The organism is Fructobacillus cardui (assembly GCF_963580785.1).
Classification (GTDB): domain Bacteria; phylum Bacillota; class Bacilli; order Lactobacillales; family Lactobacillaceae; genus Fructobacillus; species Fructobacillus cardui.
Genome location: NZ_CAUZLS010000001.1, coordinates 361,100 through 380,305, shown reverse-complemented (window position 1 = coordinate 380,305; position 19,206 = coordinate 361,100). Strand labels below are relative to the sequence as shown.

Annotated in this window: 16 protein-coding genes and 1 tRNA gene; 12 read left to right on the top strand and 5 right to left on the bottom strand. The window is 45.0% G+C overall.

Going from position 1 to position 19,206, the window contains the following annotated elements; translation table 11 throughout:
- Positions 1-31 precede the first annotated feature (31 nt).
- Positions 32-436 (bottom strand): Fur family transcriptional regulator, encoded by a 405-nt coding sequence (locus AABI20_RS01810; RefSeq protein WP_047975351.1) that lies wholly within the window; start codon positions 434-436, stop codon positions 32-34.
- Positions 437-691: 255 nt separating this feature from the next.
- Here AABI20_RS01810 and AABI20_RS01805 point away from each other — a divergent pair, with 255 nt between their 5' ends.
- The 5 genes from AABI20_RS01805 (at position 692) to AABI20_RS01785 (ending at position 5,120) form a co-directional block, all read left to right on the top strand.
- Positions 692-1,366, top strand: a complete 675-nt coding sequence (locus tag AABI20_RS01805) for a VIT1/CCC1 transporter family protein (protein ID WP_047975350.1) — start codon at positions 692-694, stop codon at positions 1,364-1,366.
- A gap of 15 nt (positions 1,367-1,381) precedes the next feature.
- Complete coding sequence (locus AABI20_RS01800; RefSeq protein ID WP_047975349.1) at positions 1,382-2,098, top strand: VIT1/CCC1 transporter family protein; 717 nt, start codon at positions 1,382-1,384, stop codon at positions 2,096-2,098.
- 122 nt (positions 2,099-2,220) lie between these two features.
- Positions 2,221-3,588, top strand: a complete 1,368-nt coding sequence (locus AABI20_RS01795) for an FAD-dependent oxidoreductase (RefSeq protein WP_421823419.1) — start codon at positions 2,221-2,223, stop codon at positions 3,586-3,588.
- Between the two features lie 82 nt (positions 3,589-3,670).
- Entirely contained in the window at positions 3,671-4,534 is an 864-nt protein-coding gene (locus AABI20_RS01790) for a YihY/virulence factor BrkB family protein (RefSeq protein ID WP_047975347.1), read from the top strand.
- The gene (locus tag AABI20_RS01785; RefSeq protein ID WP_338346601.1) at positions 4,527-5,120 is read left to right on the top strand and encodes a DUF1054 family protein; all 594 of its coding nucleotides are present in this window, start codon (positions 4,527-4,529) and stop codon (positions 5,118-5,120) included. The genes AABI20_RS01790 and AABI20_RS01785 overlap by 8 nt, the downstream gene beginning before the upstream one ends.
- 84 nt (positions 5,121-5,204) lie before the next feature.
- On the opposite strand, the gene AABI20_RS01780 is transcribed toward AABI20_RS01785, so the two are convergent.
- Positions 5,205-7,283 (bottom strand): cation:proton antiporter, encoded by a 2,079-nt coding sequence (locus tag AABI20_RS01780; protein WP_338346599.1) that lies wholly within the window; start codon positions 7,281-7,283, stop codon positions 5,205-5,207.
- A gap of 190 nt (positions 7,284-7,473) precedes the next feature.
- Here AABI20_RS01780 and AABI20_RS01775 point away from each other — a divergent pair, with 190 nt between their 5' ends.
- Positions 7,474-10,026 carry a M1 family metallopeptidase gene (locus tag AABI20_RS01775; RefSeq protein WP_338346597.1) on the top strand — a complete coding sequence of 851 codons (2,553 nt, stop codon included), beginning with the start codon at positions 7,474-7,476 and terminating at the stop codon, positions 10,024-10,026.
- Positions 10,027-10,151: 125 nt separating this feature from the next.
- On the opposite strand, the gene AABI20_RS01770 is transcribed toward AABI20_RS01775, so the two are convergent.
- A complete protein-coding gene (locus AABI20_RS01770; RefSeq protein WP_047975343.1) occupies positions 10,152-11,498 on the bottom strand; it encodes an HD domain-containing protein in 1,347 nt (448 codons plus the stop codon).
- Positions 11,499-11,579: 81 nt separating this feature from the next.
- Here AABI20_RS01770 and AABI20_RS01765 point away from each other — a divergent pair, with 81 nt between their 5' ends.
- The 3 genes from AABI20_RS01765 (at position 11,580) to AABI20_RS01755 (ending at position 12,762) form a co-directional block, all read left to right on the top strand.
- Entirely contained in the window at positions 11,580-12,020 is a 441-nt protein-coding gene (locus AABI20_RS01765; protein WP_288845890.1) for a YwiB family protein, read from the top strand.
- Between the two features lie 25 nt (positions 12,021-12,045).
- A complete protein-coding gene (gene rpoE / locus AABI20_RS01760; RefSeq protein ID WP_288845891.1) occupies positions 12,046-12,606 on the top strand; it encodes a DNA-directed RNA polymerase subunit delta in 561 nt (186 codons plus the stop codon).
- Between the two features lie 82 nt (positions 12,607-12,688).
- Positions 12,689-12,762 (top strand) — tRNA-Lys (locus AABI20_RS01755).
- Positions 12,763-12,912: 150 nt separating this feature from the next.
- On the opposite strand, the gene nadE is transcribed toward AABI20_RS01755, so the two are convergent.
- Together nadE and AABI20_RS01745 are read right to left on the bottom strand one after the other, a co-directional pair.
- Complete coding sequence (gene nadE, locus AABI20_RS01750; RefSeq protein ID WP_338346594.1) at positions 12,913-13,734, bottom strand: ammonia-dependent NAD(+) synthetase; 822 nt, start codon at positions 13,732-13,734, stop codon at positions 12,913-12,915.
- Positions 13,731-15,173, bottom strand: a complete 1,443-nt coding sequence (locus AABI20_RS01745; RefSeq protein WP_288845893.1) for a nicotinate phosphoribosyltransferase — start codon at positions 15,171-15,173, stop codon at positions 13,731-13,733. Before AABI20_RS01745 ends, nadE begins: the two co-directional genes overlap by 4 nt.
- A 271-nt stretch (positions 15,174-15,444) precedes the next feature.
- Between AABI20_RS01745 and nrdD the strand changes: the two genes are divergently transcribed.
- From nrdD to sufC, 3 genes are all read left to right on the top strand, one after another.
- Positions 15,445-17,655, top strand: a complete 2,211-nt coding sequence (gene nrdD / locus AABI20_RS01740) for an anaerobic ribonucleoside-triphosphate reductase (protein ID WP_338346592.1) — start codon at positions 15,445-15,447, stop codon at positions 17,653-17,655.
- Positions 17,591-18,172, top strand: a complete 582-nt coding sequence (gene nrdG / locus AABI20_RS01735; RefSeq protein WP_338346590.1) for an anaerobic ribonucleoside-triphosphate reductase activating protein — start codon at positions 17,591-17,593, stop codon at positions 18,170-18,172. Before nrdD ends, nrdG begins: the two co-directional genes overlap by 65 nt.
- A gap of 245 nt (positions 18,173-18,417) precedes the next feature.
- Positions 18,418-19,206 (top strand): Fe-S cluster assembly ATPase SufC, encoded by a 789-nt coding sequence (gene sufC, locus AABI20_RS01730; protein WP_047975336.1) that lies wholly within the window; start codon positions 18,418-18,420, stop codon positions 19,204-19,206.

The following is a 19,206-nucleotide window of genomic DNA, read 5'->3' as shown; positions in this document are numbered from 1 at the left end:
CAGTACTGGTTTTTTGTGTTGCAATTGTTAATTAGTCGTTCGCGTTTGGTTTGATGCCATACAAATCAATTCGATACTCGGTAATTTGCAAACCGGTTGCAGCCTGGGCAGCCTTGATCAGGGGCGCAGGGTCAAAGTTAGCTGCATCGATAATCTCGTTGGTCTGCGTATTAATGACGTGATAATGGGGATGAGAGGCGGCATCGTAGTGACGCTTACCATCTGAAATTCCCTCAATCACGACGACTAATTTAGCATTAACAAATTTTTCCAAAGTATTATAAACAGTTGCTAGAGAAATATCTGGCAAATCATTATGAATCATTTCCGCCGTAGGGTGGGTGTCATGACTCATCATGTACTCTAGCAAGGTCAATCGTTGATTAGTTGCCTTAAGTTTGTGTTCTTGTAAAACGGATTTCAGCTGATCAAGCATATTTTCCCCTCCTAATGTATCGAATACATTACGATTATAACATGTGATTAGAACAATTCAAAGACTTCTTGACAAATATTTTAGAATTTGTGGCTTTACACTGGGATTATTCTTAATTAATTATCTAAATAAGAATAGAGTGGACATTAATGACTTAGAAAAGATATTTATCAGAATTACACATTTTCTTGACAAACGTAAAGGAAGCTGATAAACTATATTAGAACCATTCTTAATTGAGGAGGATTATTGAGAATGAAAAAAAAGTCATTAATGGCCCAAAACAACTTGGTTCGTGCGGGCGTCATGGGTGGCAATGATGGGATTCTATCGGTTGCCGGTATTATTATTGGAGTGGCCGGTGCGGGCCAAAGCCTGACGGCGGTGATGTTGTCAGGTTTTGCAGGAACGCTTGCCGGCATGGTCTCGATGGCTATGGGTGAGTATGTCTCGGTTGAATCATCGAGAGACGCTCAAGACCGCGCTCGCAAAGAGGAATCGAAGGTGTTAGAACAAGATTACAACAAAGAATTTAATTTTGTCAAAGATAAGTATCAAGCTGATGGCATTTCAGCTCAGATGGCTTTGCAGGCGACAAAAGAAATGATGGCAAAGGATCCTTTAGAAACAATGGTGCGCGAACGCTTTGGCTTTTCGCTAAATTCCAAGGTTTCTGCTGGTGGTGCCGCTATCGTCTCTTTTTTCGCCTTCCCAACCGGAGCAGCCTTTCCAATGACATTGATGGGCTTAGCAAAACCAGAGTGGCGAATTGTAGCGACATTTTTAGCAGTCTTAGTAGCATTATTAATCACAGGTTATTTAGCCGCCGTGATTAATGGTGCTAACCGGGTTAGAGGTGCTTTAAGGAACCTTGTTGCCGGAATTTTAACAATGGCTGTGACGCTAGCAATCGGTTCACTCTTTCGCTAATGGGGGAGAAAAAAGATGAAAAATGTTTTAAGTACAGTTAGTGACCGCCGTGAGGAAAAAAAGAGCGGTCAAACAATGGAAGAACGGCTAAATGCGATTCGAGCAGGAATCCTAGGTTCAAACGATGGTATCTTGACAGTTGTTGGGGTTGTTTTCTCAGTTGCGGCAGCGACAACGAATCGGCTTGTGATTGTCATTGCGGCGTTGTCAGACTTGTTGGCCTGTGCCTTATCAATGGGATCGGGTGAATTTGCAGCGGTTTCTTCACAGTCGGATAGTGAACGGGTGGCAGTCGATCGCGAGCGAGTGGCATTAAAGGAAAACTTTGATGAACAGCTGGCAACAGTTCAAGCCTATTATGAAGACAGGGGTGTGACCGCTGAAACAGCCAAGGCCATCGCAGTTGAGTTGTTAGCACAAAAGCCATTGGAAACGATTTTGTCCGTCAAATATGATATGACCCTTGGTCACTACGTTTCACCAATTGAGGCCTCTTTTGCTTCAACGTTTTCGGCAGCGCTTGGTGGTGCCCTGCCGCTTTTGGCACTCCTTTTATCATCGATGAAATACCAATATATTGCAGCTATTTTGGCAACGGTGGTGGCCGTTTCTTTGACCGGTCTCATTTCAGCTTTCTTATCAAAGGGAATGGTGAAACGAGCGGTTATCAGAAATATTTGGATTGGGCTCTTAACCATTGTGATTCATTTTAGCATTGGTAAGCTGTTTTAAGACAAAAAGTTTGAAAAATGGTCTAACTGAAATTTTTTAAAAAAGTCTTGGCTTAATGCTGAAAAAATTTTATAATGTATGTGAAGTTTTGTTATTGCAAATCGAAGTTATTTTAACGGAGGATGAAAATGAAAGTTGTTGTTGTTGGTGCCTCTCATGGTGGTCACGAAGCCGCACATGAAGCTTTAACTCGATACCCAGATGCACAAGTTACTGTTTATGAAGCAGGTGACTTTGTGTCCTTTATGTCTTGTGGAATGGAATTATTCTTAGAAGACAAGGTGACGGACCGCGATGATGTTCGTAACTTTAAGCCAGCTGATTTGGAAAAGTTTGGCGGCAAGATTTTGACGCAACACGAAGTGACTGGAATTGACACGGACGCCAAGAAGGTGACCGTCAAGAATTGGGCGACCGGCGAAGTTTTGGAAGATTCATACGATAAGTTGATTTTGTCTTCTGGTGTTACGCCAGCGACAATTCCAGTTCCCGGTGCTGATTTGGATAACGTCTATCTGATGCGCGGTCGTGATTGGGCAACCAAGATTTATGACAAGTTGCATGATGATGCCGTTTCTTCCGTTGTCGTCGTTGGAACTGGCTACATTGGAATCGAAGCTGCTGAAGTCTTTGCGAAGGCAGGCAAGAAGGTGACGGTCATTGACTTGATCGACCGCCCATTGGGAAACTACCTTGACGCTGAATTGGCTGAAAAGGTTCGAGTTGAATTGGAAAAGAACGGAGTGAACTTACACCTCGGTCATACGGTTGCTGCCTTTGAAGGGGATGGTACGTTGACAAAGGTTAAGGACGATGCCGGTCAAGTATTTGATGCTGATTTGGCCATTGTTGCGGCTGGTGTTAAGCCAAATACGAAGTACTTGCAGGGAACGATCGACTTAGACCAACGTGGTTGGATTAAGACGGACCCATACTTGCGAACTTCTGCCAAGGATGTCTACGCAATTGGGGACGCCATCTTGCCACTCTTTGCGCCAGCTGGTCAACCAGCGCCAATTGCTTTGGCTTCAACTGCCCGTCGTGAAGCACGTTACGTGATTGAAACGATGACGATGGACAAGCCTGCGCGTTCATTTGCTGGTGTTAACGGTTCATCTGCTTTGCCAGTCTTCGATTACAACCTGGCAACAACCGGTGTGAACGCCAATAATGCAGCTAAGATGAACTTAGAAATTGCTTCCTCATTGTATGAAGCGACAATCCGACCTGAATTCGTGAAGGAAGGTAATCCAGAAATCAGCGTGAAACTGATTTTCAACCCAAAGACACATGCAATTTTGGGTGGCCAGGTCTTATCAAAGGCCGACGTCACTGCCCATGCCAATACGATTGCCTTGGCAATTAAGGGCAAGATGACCTTGGAAGACTTGGCCGAGGCCGACTTCTTCTTCCAACCTGGTTATGACCGTCAATGGTCTGTCTTGAATTTGGCAGCGCAAACTGCTTTGGGTCAAATTCCATCTGTTTAATTTTTAAAATTAGTTTTTTTCAACTTAAAAAGACCTCAAACTGTGAGGTCTTTTTGCTTGTAATTATGGCATAATAGGATTTATGAAAAAACGTTTTAAAAAAATCTGGGCCTATCTAGACCGCCGTTTCCGGGTCGATGCCCTGGTGACCTATTTTACCCGTGCACAGTTAACGTTAGTTGGGCCAACCTTTGCCTACTATGTGGTTCTGACACTAATTCCGCTGTTGATTATGTTCGTGTTGGCAATTGCGGCGTTGAATTTGAAGACGGAACATGTGGTGACCGTTTTGGCACAGATGCTGCCTTCTTCGATTGCTAACTTTTTAACACCAATTGTCAATTCGGTTGCCCATACCAATACAAAATCTTATCTTTCTTTTTCACTAATTTTTATTGTTTGGTCGCTATCACAGGTTTTGGCCGTTCTGCGCAGTACCTTTAATAAAATTGCTGATAAGGAAGAGGTGGGTTTGCCGATTCTCTCAAGGTTATGGGCTTTTCTATGGCTAATAGTCATGTTGGTAACCGTTGCAGCCATTATTTTGATTGGAAATATTACGGCCTTGCTGATTAACCATTGGACCGGGATTGTGATTGCCTCACCAACTCGCTGGCTTGTTATTATTGGCTTGTGGATTTTTCTGATTTGGGCCAATTATCGCTTGCCGGTGAAGGCTGCCCGGCCGTCCTTTTTAGCAGTCATTGTGGGGACCTTGATTGACCTATCATTATTAATGCTCCTAAACCGCGTTTTTGTTTGGTTTGCTGATATTCAGTTCCATCGATCCGGTGTTTACCAGTCCTTGGCGTCGATTGCTGTTTTCTTGATTTGGTTGGATCTTTTGGCAACGATTTTGGTCGTGGGTTTTGTCTTGATGACATGGCTAACGGAATTCCCGTTCTTTAGTAAGGACGATAAGGAGAAGGAGGAAGAAAATGTTTAATCAACAGGATTTTCTTGTTTTTGATGACCCGACTTTGGACGGACGGATGAACAAAATTCGAGCAATCATTGATCCGAAGTTTGTGGCCTTTGCTGATTTGGCATTGCCGATTTTAAAAGAAGATGGTCAAGATTGGTATGCACACGTCGCCAAACATAAGATGCGTAAGACCAATGCGCCGGATAATACTTGGGTGGCCTTTGCCCCCAATAAGCGTGGTTATAAGATGATGCCCCATTTCGAGTTGGGTTTGTGGGCGGATAACTTGTATTTTTACTTGGCAGTTGAGGAGAATATGAAGCCTAAGGACTTGGCTGAGATTGTACCCAAGCTGCGGGCGGTAGCTAGCCAAGTTACTCAGCTACCAAGTGAGTACTGCCTGTCATTAAATCATATGGTCAATGAAAATCAGGAGTTGGCCAACTATGCCAATGCGGTGGATCGGTATGAAAAGGTTAAAGCCGCTGAAGTTTTGGTTGGCTTGAAGATACCGGCTGAATCGTCCTTAATGGGCCAGGAGAAGCTAACAGAGACGTTAATTCAAGCTTTGCAAACACTTCTACCAATTTATGAAAAGTTGCGCTAAGGGCTAATTAGGGCTGTTAAAAGATTAAGAAAAAACCAGGTACTTTGTTTTGTAGCAAAGTACCTGGTTTTTTATGTGAAATACTTAGTCCGAAGTAGCAGTCAGGTCCATCAATTGGAGGGTCTGCGCTTGGTTGATTTCATGGTAGAGTTGGTCACCCAGAGCAGGTGAAATGGCCTTTTTCTCTAATTCAGTGGTAACAAAACGATACTCATGGCCGAATGCCTGAATGTAGGCTTCGGGAGGAACCGTTACGTCAACGTGCTGGTAATCGTGGGATACTAAATCAAAGAATCGGTCTAAGATTCTTCTAACCTGGTCGATATTGGCAGTTTCTTGGCCAGCAATCATCTGTTTTGCCAGGTGCTTGGCCAGCAGTTGGTCGGCGTAACTTTGAGTGTCAGCGTTTAAGGCCCAAACAGCGTGGCGATTATCGCGGAAGTTGGCGATAATTTGCTGCTGTTCAGGGTGTGTCTTAAGGTATTCTTGCTGGTAACGAGCACGTTGCTTATGGGTAAAGGTGCGAGTCTTGGTATGGAACTTGATTTCGCTTTGCAATCGCCGCAGTTTACGGAGCAGGTTCATCACCGGATGACGCTTGGTAGCCGGATTAATCAGGCCACGCTGGATAATCTTAGAATAGATGGCAATCGTGTTTTCATCGAAGTTTTGTTGGATATGATCGGAATCCATATACTCGTTTAATTCATCGAAGACCTCGTTAATGAGTGGCAGGACGGATGTCGTAAAATCAGCCTGAGCCAGCCGGCGACCATTAGTAAACTTTTGCGTTTGCAAGGTTTGGCTGAGGGCTTTTTTGACGGCATGTTTTGCTGATGACTGCTCGACGGCAATAATCGCCGTATCAATCATTTGCTTACGGACGCGATCAAGGTCCTCTGGACTAAAGTCCGCCGTTTCTTTTTTCAGCAAGAGTGGCAGCGCCACACTAGCAACGGCAAGAGAAATTAGGATTACGAGGGTGGCGACGATTTGAATTTCATCTAAGAAGGGCAAGGGACGACCATTAATTTTGGCTGGCAATGACATTGCTAAGGCCAAGGTGACGGCTCCGTGGACGCCTGAAAGACCAAAGAGGCGGGCGCGAACTCGGCGGTTTTTTGTATGTTTTTTACCGAAGAATTCGGTTAGGTTTTGATCGCTTTGGAGTGTCACCCAAAGAAAGCGGCCTAAAAACATTGCCAGGTAGATGGCGCCAGCCAGTGCGATTAAAATCAGGGAACCAACCCAGCCAAAGTGAGTCATCGTTTTAAAAATGGCTGGCAGCGCTAGACCTAAAATGACAAAGACAATCCCGTTCAAAACGGTGGTGGTGGTTTGCCAAATGGTAGCGGTCACGATTTGACTCTCGGTGGCAATTAGTTGTAGTTTTGAATGTTCCCAGTTATGTACTAAGCCCGCTGCAACCACGGCCAAAATACCGGAGGTGCCGAGGTGTTCGGCGACAATATAAATCACAAAGGGGGTTAAGAGGTTTAGGGGGATAGTTGTTGCTTTGGCAGAGGTTGCGTGGAAGTTTAAATACATCCGTAACCCAATTACTAGTAAAGAAAGGAGGGCACCGACTAAAAGGCCACCTAAGGAAACGAAGAGGAAATAGCCGATACCTGTCATGGGTGACAGCGACCCCTTAGTAAAAAATGAAAGGGCTAAGTCCAGTAACACAATTCCGGTTGCATCATTAAAAAGAGACTCTAGTTCCAATGACTGATTTAACCCCTTGGGCATGGTTAGGCCCTTTGTCATTGATTTAACGGCCACGGCATCCGTTGGGACCACAATGGATGCCAGGGCGATTGTTAAGGCCAGCGGCCACTTGGTAGGGAAGTTGGCGTTGACTAAGGCAACTAAGACCATGGTAAAAAGCGCCAATACGACTGACAGCTGGATAATGGTTTTGGCGTGTTTACGAATAGTATTGTAGGGGTGGCTTTGTCCCTCTTGAAACATGATGGGCGCAATAATCAAGAATAAAAAGAACTCGGAGTTGATTTGAAAGCCGTGAAAGATTGGTAGGATGGAAAACAGGGCACCAATGACAATTAAAATCAGTGCTTCTGGAATACGCTTGACAAAGGGCTGAACGATGTTAGCCGCAACAACGGCACCCACGAGCAAGGCGATAATCAATAAAAGCGACATGTACTTCTCTTTCTCATAAATGGATTGACCATTGAAAGGTCTTCTTCCTAATAATTATAGGGCTTTCCAGATTATGAGGCAAGCGTTCGCCTTTTCACATCCCCTTACTATCTTTTATCTCATTTTTTAGTTATAATAGCATTATTGTTAATTCTATATTAATAAATTTTTAATAAAAGGTAGGTGCCTCATGGCTGCAATTCCACGTCTTTATGAAACATTCCAACCCGATCATTATGATTTGTTTTTGGATATCTCACGCGAAAATAAGTTGATTGTTGGAAAAACGACGATTACGGGTCACGTGACGACGACTGATCTAGCATTACACCAACACGACTTAGTGGTGGAAACATTGAAGGTTAACGGCCAAGCGGTTGACTTTACAATGGACAATGACCAAGATCAAGTGACTTTTAAGGCTGATCAGGCTGGTGAAATTGAAGTCGAGGTCACTTACCACGCGCCATTGACGGACAACATGAATGGGATTTACCCATCTTATTACAACGTCGATGGTCAAGCCAAGCAATTGGTTTCCACGCAATTTGAAACTTACTTTGCTCGTCAAGCTTTCCCAAGTATTGATGAACCAGAAGCAAAGGCAACGTTCTCTTTGGCCATTAAGTTTGATGAAAAGCCAGAGGAATCAGTCATCTCAAACATGCCAGAGCAAAAGGTCGAAGAGGGTGTGCATTACTTTGACAAGACAGTCAAGATGTCCACTTACCTCTTAGGCTTTGCCTTGGGTGACTTGCAAAGCAAGAAGACTAAGACGAACTCTGGTGTTGAAATTGGGGTTTTTGCTACAAAGGCACACCCTGCCGATAACTTGGACTTCTCACTTGATATCGCGAAGCGGTCAATCGAATTCTTTGAAGACTTTTATCAAACACCATATCCATTGCCACATTCTTGGCAAGTGGCTTTGCCTGATTTTTCAGCCGGCGCTATGGAAAACTGGGGTGTGGTAACCTACCGTGAAGCTTGCCTTCTCGTTGATCCAAAGAACTCTTCAACGGCAACCAAGCAATACGTGGCTACCATCGTGGCCCATGAATTGGCTCACCAATGGTTTGGTGACTTAGTCACCATGAAGTGGTGGGATGAGTTGTGGTTGAACGAATCCTTTGCCAACATGATGGAATACGTGGCAACGGACTTCTTGGAGCCTGACTGGCATATTTGGGAATCTTTCAACGCCGTTGAAGTTCAAAAGGCTTTGCAGCGAGACGCTATCTTAGGTGTTCAACCCGTCCACGTGGAAGTCGAGCATCCAGAAGAAATTGATGCACTCTTTGATCCCGCCATCGTTTATGCCAAGGGTGGCCACTTGTTGGTCATGGTTCGTGCCTTGATTGGCGACGATGCCTTGCGCAATGGTTTGAAGGAATACTTTGCCAAGAAGAAGTACAGCAATGCAACCGGGGATGACCTCTGGTCTGCCTTGGGTGAAGCCTCCGGCAAGAACATTGGCGAAATCATGCATTCTTGGTTGGAACAACCTGGTTACCCAGTTGTTTCTGTCAAGGTGGAGGACGGCCGCGTTAAGGTTAGCCAAAAGCCATTCTCAATTGGTGGTGACAAATCAGCTGTGCCAAATGCCGACAGTCGGATTTGGCAAGTGCCATTGGCCGCTTCTGCTGCCTCTGCCCCTGATTTGTTGACGACTGAAAGCATGGACTTGGGTGATTATGAAACATTGAAGCGTGAAAGCAATGGTGCCTTCACTTTGAATGTTGGTAATACTGGTCACTACATCGTGCAATACGATGACACATTGTTGGCCGAACAGGTGGCCAACTTGGAAAAGGCAAACGCCATTTCACAAGCTCAATTTTTGCAAAACAACTTGTTGTTGGCCCAAGCTGGTCAAGGATCATTTGCTGACTTGCTTTGGGTCTTGCCAAAGTTGGCAGACTCAACATCTGAATTGGTTCAGTCATTGATTTATCAAGTAATTGGCCAAGTTAAGGCCTTTGCGACAGATGGTTCTGATTTGGAAAAGAACTTGAAGACCTTTGTTGGCGACCTTTCAAAGCAACAGTTGGACCGTCTTGGCTTTGACAAACGCGCAGGCGAAAGCGTTGATGATGAAATGGTGCGAGCTCAGGTTTTGTTAGCAGCCCTCTTTGCTAAGAATGCTGACTTGGTTGCCCACGACCATGAAGTCTTTGAACAGGCTGGTGGGGATGTGGCGAAGTTGCCTGCCAACGGTCGAGCAGTTGTGTTGAAGAACGAAATCCAAAACTTTAACACCCAAGAAAAGTTCAACCAATTCTTGACGGACTATCAAAAGACGGCGGAAGCAGCCTTGAAGTCTGATTTGGAAGCTGCTTTAGTAACGAGTCAGGATGAAAATCAGTTGGAGACACTGGTTGCTAACTACCAGAATGCCGATGTGATTAAGCCACAAGACCTTCGTGGTTGGTTCCAAGGCGTCTTGGGCAACGACAAGGGTCAAGCTCTGGCCTGGGACTGGGCAAAGAACAACTGGGACTGGTTGGAAGACCGTCTTGGTGGCGACATGTCCTTCTCATCTTACGTGACGGTGATTTCGCGCATCTTCAAGACGGCGGAAAACTTGGCCGAATTCAAGGCCTTCTTCACGCCTAAGTTGGACCAACCAGGTTTGGCCCGCGAAATCGTGATCGACCAAGCGGTGATTGAAAACCGGATGAAGACGATTGCCGACCAAACGGCTGACGTTGACCGCGCTTTGGCTTTGTTGGCACAGAAGTAAGCCTTTAAGTACAACTGCAAAATTTTAACGAGACAAAAACCGCTTTGACTGCTAGTAGTCAAAGCGGTTTTTATTGGGTAAAAAATCAGTTAATGGATACTGATTTCTTCGTTAGTAGTTTCTTTTTAGTGTTCGCCAGGGATAAAGGTATCATTTTTAATCAGTGACCGGAAATTCTGGTGAACCTGCGAGAAGAGGTCGTCTGGACCATTGTTCAGCATTTCTTTTGGGAAGAAGAAACGTTGGTCCAAGGAAGCGCGGCCCTTAATAGACGCAACCAGAGCTGATAGCTGTGATAACTCACGGTGGGAGTCATCGCTCAAGACGAGCTCGATTTGGGTTCGTGGCTTCTTCTCGCTTGGTTTATAATCATCGTAGGGGAGGTCGTAGGCGTCGTTTTGGGCCGTGTAATAGTCTGGGTCAAAGCCAGCATCCTTGACGATTTGCTCGAGCTCAGCCAGGTAGGGCGCCGATTGCTCGTTAATTTGGATAGACTTAAATGGGCGCCGGTTTAAGAACCGGGACGAAAGGTCCGCTAAGATTTGGTCAGGATAGTCCTGCCAACCGTTGATGGCCGTCATAAAGAGGTTGTCATCAAGGCGTAGGTACTCATCAATGGTCAAATCGTGGTCGGGTTGAAAAACGGGCGCCAGCAAGGGTCCAACCAAGTCACCAGTATTGTGTCCCTGTGAAAGGAGTTCCTTAACGCGACCCAGGAGGTGCTCCAAGATCACTTCCATTCCACGTGAAACTGGGTGGAAGTAGACCTGAAGGTACATCTGATAGCGGGAAACAATGTAGTCTTCAACCGCATGCATACCAGCGATATCGTAGGCAATCCCGGTTTTGCAAGGTTTCATCGTTCGCATAATTCGGTCGATATCGAATTCACCGTAAGTGGCGCCGGTATAAAAGGCATCGCGGAGAAGGTAATCCATCCTATCCACGTCTAATTGACTAGAAATCAGTTGGACGACTTGATGGTTTTCATAAGTCTTGGCAATGACTGAGGCGACCTTGTTGGGAAAATCAGGACTGTAAGATTGCAAAACTCGGTTGATTTCGGTATCGCCAGTAATAATATCCTGGGTCATTTGTTCATGGTTGGTGTGGAAAAGGTGCTCAAAAGTGTGTGAAAAGGCACCATGGCCAACGTCATGTAAGAGGGCAGCGACAACCGTCAACATCTGTTCCTCTGGGTCCCAAAGACCATCGCCAGGTGTTTTGGTGCGATAGTATTCGTTAAAGTAATCGGTAATGCGCCGAGCTAATTCGTAGGCACCGACGGAGTGACCGAAGCGGTCATGAACGGCCCCGTGGAAAACAAAGGCGGTTACGCCAAGTTGTTCAACCCGACGGAGTCGTTGAAACTCGGGAGTATTAATCAGGTCTAAGACTAATTGATCTTGGATATGAATGAATTTGTGAATTGGATCGCGGAGGACTTTTTCGTGTGCTAATTTTTCCGACATATTTGACCTTTCCCTTCGTGCTTTTTCTTATTATAATAGACTTTAGCTATTTGTGAAAATATTAGGAGCAATTTTAACTAAATGAGCCAAAAAGAAGTACAAGTGAAAATCAGTCACCAGGTCTTTCAAGATGCCGGTGATGAACATTATGAGGTTGAAACGACCGGTTTATTGACCATCAAGGGTGATAGTGTTTATTTGGCCTACACCGAAAAAATTGATGATGAAGGTGAGACCAAGGTCATCTTTAAGCTCACTGAAAAGCAAATCAGCCTTAGTCGTCATAATGTGACGAAGACGCGAATGGTCTTTCAACTTGGATTGGTGGAACACCAACCCTATCAAACGGTAGCGGGCATGATGTTGCTTTCAACCAATACCAACCAGCTTGACTTTACCTTTGATGAAAGCAAGCAGGCGGGGGCGTTGGATTTGGCTTATGCCTTGTCTGCCAACGACCAGGTGGTTGGCCAATACCAGGTTGCCTTGCAATTTGGGCCAAAATCCAGTATACTCAACTAGTTAGAAGCGCGAAAGGACGAGAGCCATGTTAAATTTAGAAAACGGTCAACTCAAGGAAGAGATGTCCTTGGTGGAAATCGCTACGGCCATCTTAGCAGAACAAAAGAAGGCCATGGCCTTTACTGATTTAGTGACGGCCATCCAAAACTTTTTGGAAATCGATGCGGATGCTTTCCAAAGTCGATTGTCACAATTTTATACGGACTTGAACACCGACGGTTCGTTTATTTCCTTGGGAAATAACGAATGGGCTCTGCGTTCATGGTATCCAGTCGATGCCATCGACGAATCAATTCACGAAATTGATGATGAAGAAGAAAAGCCAAAGAAGAAGAAGGCCTCAAAGAAGGTGAACGTCTTTGCCGATTCTGCATCAGCCGATGACGACGTGATTGACTATAACGATGATGATCCAGAAGACGATGACTTTGATGACCTTGAAGGTCACAATGCCGAGACTGGTGACGGCAATGATGCCGAAGATGACGACGATGCTGAAAAAGACGAAGCCATCGAAGATAACCTCACGGAATTAGCCGGTTCAGATGACCTGGATGACTTGTCTGATGGGGATGAAGAGCAATAAAAAAGTAAAAATATTTTTTAAAAAGTATTGCTTTTTTGCTCTTGCTTCGGTAATATATATAAATGTGCTAAGGCACAGGATTGCTTCCGTAACTCAGTTGGTTAGAGTAGGGGATTTTTAATCCCAAGGTCCTCGGTTCGAATCCGAGCGGGAGCACTGAGTTAATCAGGCGACCTTGGGAGATTCCAAAGAAAAAGCAGAACTTGAAAAAGTTCTGCTTTTTCTTTGCCCCCAAAAAAACAGTTAAAAAGGACTCCGGGTTTTACCGTAAGGTAAAACCCGGAGTCCTTTTTGTGTTTTGAATGATTAATAAAACCAAGTGTCGTAAATCGTAATTGGTTCGTTCCTTTTTTGCTGGCTATTTAAGTAGAGTGATTCGATTTTTTCGGCGTCGCTAGTAGAAACCTGCTTGCCTTCCAAATAGTCGTCTATGGTCTTGTAAGAGACTCCTAGGGCTACTTCATCTGGCAGCTGCGGTCGGTCGTCTTCCAAATCAGCTGTCGGGGTCTTTTCATACAGGTGAGCGGGGGCTGACAAAGCTTCAAGCAACGCCCGTCCTTGGCGCTTGTTTAGTCGCCAGAGGGGGTTGATATCCGTGCCGCCGTCACCGTACTTGGTAAAGAACCCAGCGACGGCTTCGGCCGCATGGTCAGTGCCAATCACAACTGCCTGGTGCTCTCTGGCCACTGCATACTGGGCGATCATGCGCATCTTGGGCTTAATCGAGCCCCGGCTTAAGTCGTCAACGACCAAACCAGCCTCACGCAAAGAGCTAACCATGGCGTCCGTGGCTGATTTGATATTGGTTGTCACTGTTTGATCAGGGTTAATGAAGTCAAGCGCTGCCTGGGCATCGTCTTCATCTTGCTGTTGACCATAAGGCTGGCGGATGGCGATAAACTGATAGTCTTCTTGCGTTTCTTCTCTGAGCTCATCAATGGCCATCTGACCTAATTTACCGGCCAGCGTTGAATCCTGACCACCAGAAACGGCGATGACCAATCCCTGGTAGGCGCTGTGGGTCAAGTACTGCTTTAAGAAGTCAATCGACCGCCGAATTTCGGCTCGGGGGTCAATAACAGGTTGCACGTGTAGTTCGGCGATAATTTTGGCTTGAAGGGCTCTCATGCTTTCATCTCCTTGATTTGTTGACGGATGGTTTGAATTAAGTCGTTTTTGGCATCGTAGAGGTCTTGTGCCAAATCAACGGGGTAGGTTTCTGGATTTAAGATGCGCTTGTATTCATCCCAGAGATTATCCAGCGAGTTTTTGGCGTAGGCCTTAATTTCTTTGATGTCAGGCAGGTCGTAGACTAATTTTCCATCGACGAAAATGTCATGGAGAATTGGGGTTGCCTGAAAATCAGTGACCTCCTTGGAAAGAAGGGGATGGTTCGGGTCAAACATGTGGAGAGTTTCCACTTGATTTGGATCCAGGCCAAAGAAGGTCAAATAGTCACCTTCTGATTTGCCGTCCTTCTTATCGGTAATCCGCCAAATTTGCTTTTTACCGGGCGTAGAAATTTTTTCGACGTTATTGGACAGCTTAATGGTGTTTTGTCCATCGATGCTGACCATTTTGTAGACGGCACCGAGGGCCGGTTGGTCATAGGCGGTAATCAGCTTAGTACCAATGCCCCAAACGTCAATCTTTGCTCCTTGGCTTTTCAAATTCAAGATGGTATTTTCATCCAGGTCATTGGAGGCGTAAATTTTTGCATCTGGGAAGCCGGCTTCATCGAGCATTGCCCGAACCTTCTTTGATAGGTAAGCCATATCACCTGAATCAATCCGGACCCCTTGGAAGTTGATTTTATCGCCAAACTCCTTTGCTACTTTGATGGCGTTGGGGACACCTGATTTTAGGGTGTCAAAGGTATCAACTAAGAAAACAACATCATGATGGGTTTTGGCATAAGCCCGAAAACCTTCATAGTCGCTTTGGTAGGCCTGAATCAAGGCGTGGGCATGCGTTCCTGAGATTGGAATATGGAAGAGCTTACCTGCTCGAACGTTTGAACTGGCATCAAAACCACCGATGTAGGCGGCTCGGGTCCCCCAAAGGGCGGCATCAAGTTCCTGGGCTCGTCTTGTTCCAAATTCAAGCAACGGCTGGCCATCGGTGACTGAAGCAATCCGAGCTGCCTTTGTTGAAATCAGCGTCTGGAAGTTGATGATGTTCAATAAGAGAGTCTCTAACAGTTGGGCATCAATCAAGGGACCATCGACTTGAATCAATGGTTCGTGGTTGAACATGACTTCGCCCTCTAAAGCCGAGCGGATAGTTGCCGTTAAGCGCCAATTCTTCAGATAGAGTAAAAAGTCCTCTTCGTAGAGGTCTAATGACCGTAAGTAGTCGATGTCGTCATCGCTAAAGTGAAGATTTGTTAGGGCCTTAACGAGTCGTTCCAGCCCTGTGAAAATAACGTAGCCGTTGTCAAAGGGCATCTTGCGGAAATAGGCTTCAAAGACCACTGGCTTTTGATCAATTTTGTCTTTCCAATAGGTATAAATCATATTGATTTGGTATGCATCAGTGTGCAATACCAGTGAATCGTCTGTGTACATAGTTCCGTCCTTTTTTCTCCTATTATACGCAGAATTGGTTCATTGTTAAAAAGGTTTTGTGAAGAATTTCAATAACAAATAGTTATTTTTTTGTTGCTAATTTTTTCTGATTGTAAACAAATGGTAATTATCATTCTAATCCCCTTTTCCCCTAAGACTAAGAGCACTTGAAGGCGCTTTTTTCACAAGCGAACATCTGTTCTAAAAAACAAAATCGTTGTAGTATTTGAGGTACCCCACAAAAACAAAAAACAGGAGGAAGTAATTTAGAATGGTACAGGCAATCGAAAATAATCAATTGAAACAGCTAACCGTGATCAAGCAAAGTGGCGAAGCAATAGCCTTTTATGCTTATAAGATCGACTTTATCCTGGAACACCTGAATTTATCGACAGAAAGCGCTCAAGCCATAATGGCAGAATTGACCGAAACTTTGGCGAAAGCCAAGAAGGTCACGACTTCAGAAATTCGGACACTCTTGAATGCTTGTTTAGAAAAACATGGCGAAGAAGAAGCCATCAACCAATACCAAACGTATTGGGAAAAAGACAAACAAAAGTTCGCCGATGCTTCCAATGTTCAGAAGCGAATTGAAAAACTATTCGATAAGGACGCATCTGTCGTCCATGAAAATGCTAATAAGGATAGTCGGGTCTTTAATACCCAACGCGATTTGGAGGCTGGGGCTGCTAGCCGCGCACTCGGGATGCAAATGCTACCAAAGATGGTGGCTAAGGGACACATGCGTGGCGACATTCACTGGCACGACTTGGATTATTCACCGGTGACACCCGCTACTAATTGTTGCTTGATTGATTTTGATAACCTCTTGAACAACGGTTACAAGATTGGTAACGCTTGGGTGGATTCGCCAAAGTCAATCCAAACGGCAACGGCACAGATGTCACAAATTATCGCTAATGTGGCGTCATCTCAATATGGTGGTTGCTCGGCTAACCGGATTGACCAATTATTGGCCCCCTTTGCTAAGAAGAATTATGACAAGCATTTAGTTGATGCTCAGAATTGGGTTTCCGAGGAAAAGGAAGTTGAATATGCCAAGGAAAAAACTCAAAAAGACATCTATGATGCCATGCAAGCTTTGGAATATGAAATCAATACCTTGTATTCCTCTCAAGGGCAAACACCTTTTACAACGATTAACTTTGGATTAGGAACGAACTGGATTGAAAGAGAAATTCAAAAGGCCATCCTGCAAATTCGCATCAAGGGTCTGGGTAAGGAACAGCGGACAGCCATCTTCCCAAAGCTGACTTTTACGGTCAAGCGTGGCTTGAACTTCAGCCCAAAAGATCCAAACTATGATATTAAGCAATTGGCACTCGAATGCTCAACAAAGCGGATGTACCCTGATTTGCTGATGTATGACAAGATTATCGACATTACTGGTTCCTTTAAGACGCCAATGGGTTGCCGGTCCTTTTTGCAAGGTTGGGAAGACGAAAATGGTCAAGAGGTTAATTCCGGTCGCATGAACCTGGGCGTTGTCACAGTGAACCTACCCCGAATTTCGCTCTTTGCTAAGCAAGACAAGGAACTTTTCTGGCAAATTTTTGATGAAAAGATTGCCTTAACCCATCAGGCCTTGGCTTATCGAATTGAAAGGACCAAGGAGGCCGTGCCGGAGAATGCGCCACTCCTGTATATGTATGGTGCCTTTGGTAAGCGCTTGAAGAAGACTGATAGTGTTGATGAAGTCTTCAAAGATGGTCGGGCCACGGTTTCGCTCGGTTATATTGGCTTGTACGAAACGGTTGCTGCCTTTTATGGGTCAAACTGGGAAGGGAACCAAGAGGCCCATGACTTCGCCGAAGAAATCGTTAAACGGATGCATGACTACTGCGTTGAGTGGGAAAAGGAGAGTGGCTACCATTACAGCCTTTATTCCACGCCAGCAGAATCGCTGACGGATACCTTCTGCGAGGCTGATATTGAAAAGTTCGGTAAGGTTGAAGACATTACTGAAAAGGAATACTACACGAATAGTTTTCACTATGATGTCCGTAAACATCCAACCCCCTTTGACAAAATTAGTTTTGAAGAGGCCTTTCCAAAGTATGCTGCCGGTGGTTTTATTCACTACTGTGAGTATCCAAATTTGCGTCAAAACCCACAAGCCTTAGAGGCTGTTTGGGATTGGGCCTATGACCACGTTGGCTACTTGGGAACCAATACGTCAATTGATAAGTGTTTTAAGTGTGGTTTCTCTGGTGACTTTAAGGCAACAGCCAAAGGCTTTGAATGTCCACAGTGTGGCAACCACGATCCGCAGATGTGTGATGTGGTTAAGCGAACTTGTGGTTACCTTGGGAATCCACAACAACGCCCGATGGTCCATGGCCGTCACGTCGAAATTGCAGCACGAGCCAAGCATTTAACGCAGGAGATGATTACAGATGTCGCGAGCTATCAGAAAACCAAACAATCCGATGCCCAAAGAATGGACTGCAGAAGAGCTTAGTCAGGGGTTCATTGCTGACTACAAACCATTCAACTTTGTTGATGGTGAGGGGGTCCGGTGTTCTTTGTATGTTTCTGGCTGCAAGTTTATGTGCCCGGGTTGTTATAACGTGGTTGCGCAAAATTTCCACTATGGCCAGCCCTATTCAATGGCACTTGAAGACCAAATTATTGAAGACTTATCAAAGGATTATGTTCAGGGCTTGACGTTATTAGGTGGTGAACCCTTCTTGAATACCCAAGTTTGCATACAGTTGGCCAAGCGGATCCGCCAGAAATTTGGCCATAAAAAGGATATTTGGTCTTGGACCGGTTATACCTGGGATGAGTTGATGAAAGAAACGGATGACAAGTTGGAATTATTGTCACTAATCGATATCGTGGTTGACGGTCGGTTCTTGGAGGAAGAAAAGGATTTGACGCTCCAATTCCGTGGTAGTGCCAACCAGCGGATTATTGATGTGCCAAAATCTCTTAAATCGAAAGAAGTGGTTATCTGGGATAGATTAGTACACTGATTTAGGGGTCGACCCGTTTTCGATCGCTGGCTAGGAGGTATTGGCAGACCTAGCATCTTTAAAAAATGTGTGGCTAAAAAGTTTTTAATTTTTGGAATAAAATACTGACAATTAGGGGCCGCAAAGACCTGCCGGAGAAAAATACCGCCAGGGAGTTGTGGCTCTTGTCATCTCTACTTGCATTTTAATTTAAACAAATTGGTGACTATTGGGAAATATTGGTAATGATAAGGAGAGGATGATAAATGAAGACGTTAAAAATTGAAGACCTCCACGTTCAAATTGATGGTAAAGAAATTTTAAGGGGCGTTAACTTAACGATTAATACGGGTGAAATTCACGCCATCATGGGACCCAATGGGACTGGGAAATCAACCTTGTCGCAGACGATTATGGGACACCCGGCCTATCAAATTACACAGGGAACAATCAAGTTGGACGGTCAGGATTTAAGTAAAATGAGCGTCGATGAGCGCGCTCGGGCTGGTTTATTTTTGGCCATGCAATATCCGGCTGAAATTCAAGGCATTACGAACTTTGAGTTTATGCGCTCAGCCGTGAATGCCAGGCGTGCTGATGATGACCATGTTGGTGTCATGACTTTTATGAAGGAACTGGAAGAAAAGCGGAACTTTTTGTCGATGAACGCTGAGATGGCCAGCCGCTATTTGAATGAAGGATTTTCTGGTGGAGAAAAAAAGCGCAATGAAATTCTCCAAATGTTGGTGATTAAACCAGCCATTGCCATTCTAGATGAAATCGACTCAGGTTTAGATATTGATGCCCTAAAAGTCGTTTCCAAGGGTGTTAATAGCATGCGGTCAGCTGACTTTGGCACATTGATGATTACCCATTACCAACGCTTGCTCGATTATATTGTGCCAGATTATGTGCATGTGATGATGGGGGGCAAAATCGTGAAGACCGCTGGTCCTGATTTGGCTAAGCGCTTGGAGGGTGAGGGTTATGCGGCCCTGCGTGACGAATTGGGTCTTGAAATTACGCTCACAGACGAAGATGTACCGGTGGTGTGA

Coding starts and splice junctions, on each gene's coding strand:
- AABI20_RS01780 (WP_338346599.1), bottom strand. CDS start 7,283: ATGTCGCTTTTATTGATTATCGCCTTGCTCGTGGGTGCCGTTGTTGCG.
- AABI20_RS01775 (WP_338346597.1), top strand. CDS start 7,474: ATGGCTGCAATTCCACGTCTTTATGAAACATTCCAACCCGATCATTAT.
- nadE (WP_338346594.1), bottom strand. CDS start 13,734: ATGAGAGCCCTTCAAGCCAAAATTATCGCCGAACTACACGTGCAACCT.
- nrdG (WP_338346590.1), top strand. CDS start 17,591: ATGTCGCGAGCTATCAGAAAACCAAACAATCCGATGCCCAAAGAATGG.
- AABI20_RS01810 (WP_047975351.1), bottom strand. CDS start 436: ATGCTTGATCAGCTGAAATCCGTTTTACAAGAACACAAACTTAAGGCA.
- AABI20_RS01785 (WP_338346601.1), top strand. CDS start 4,527: ATGTTTAATCAACAGGATTTTCTTGTTTTTGATGACCCGACTTTGGAC.
- AABI20_RS01790 (WP_047975347.1), top strand. CDS start 3,671: ATGAAAAAACGTTTTAAAAAAATCTGGGCCTATCTAGACCGCCGTTTC.
- nrdD (WP_338346592.1), top strand. CDS start 15,445: ATGGTACAGGCAATCGAAAATAATCAATTGAAACAGCTAACCGTGATC.
- AABI20_RS01795 (WP_421823419.1), top strand. CDS start 2,221: ATGAAAATGAAAGTTGTTGTTGTTGGTGCCTCTCATGGTGGTCACGAA.
- rpoE (WP_288845891.1), top strand. CDS start 12,046: ATGTTAAATTTAGAAAACGGTCAACTCAAGGAAGAGATGTCCTTGGTG.
- AABI20_RS01800 (WP_047975349.1), top strand. CDS start 1,382: ATGAAAAATGTTTTAAGTACAGTTAGTGACCGCCGTGAGGAAAAAAAG.
- sufC (WP_047975336.1), top strand. CDS start 18,418: ATGAAGACGTTAAAAATTGAAGACCTCCACGTTCAAATTGATGGTAAA.
- AABI20_RS01745 (WP_288845893.1), bottom strand. CDS start 15,173: ATGTACACAGACGATTCACTGGTATTGCACACTGATGCATACCAAATC.
- AABI20_RS01805 (WP_047975350.1), top strand. CDS start 692: ATGAAAAAAAAGTCATTAATGGCCCAAAACAACTTGGTTCGTGCGGGC.
- AABI20_RS01765 (WP_288845890.1), top strand. CDS start 11,580: ATGAGCCAAAAAGAAGTACAAGTGAAAATCAGTCACCAGGTCTTTCAA.
- AABI20_RS01770 (WP_047975343.1), bottom strand. CDS start 11,498: ATGTCGGAAAAATTAGCACACGAAAAAGTCCTCCGCGATCCAATTCAC.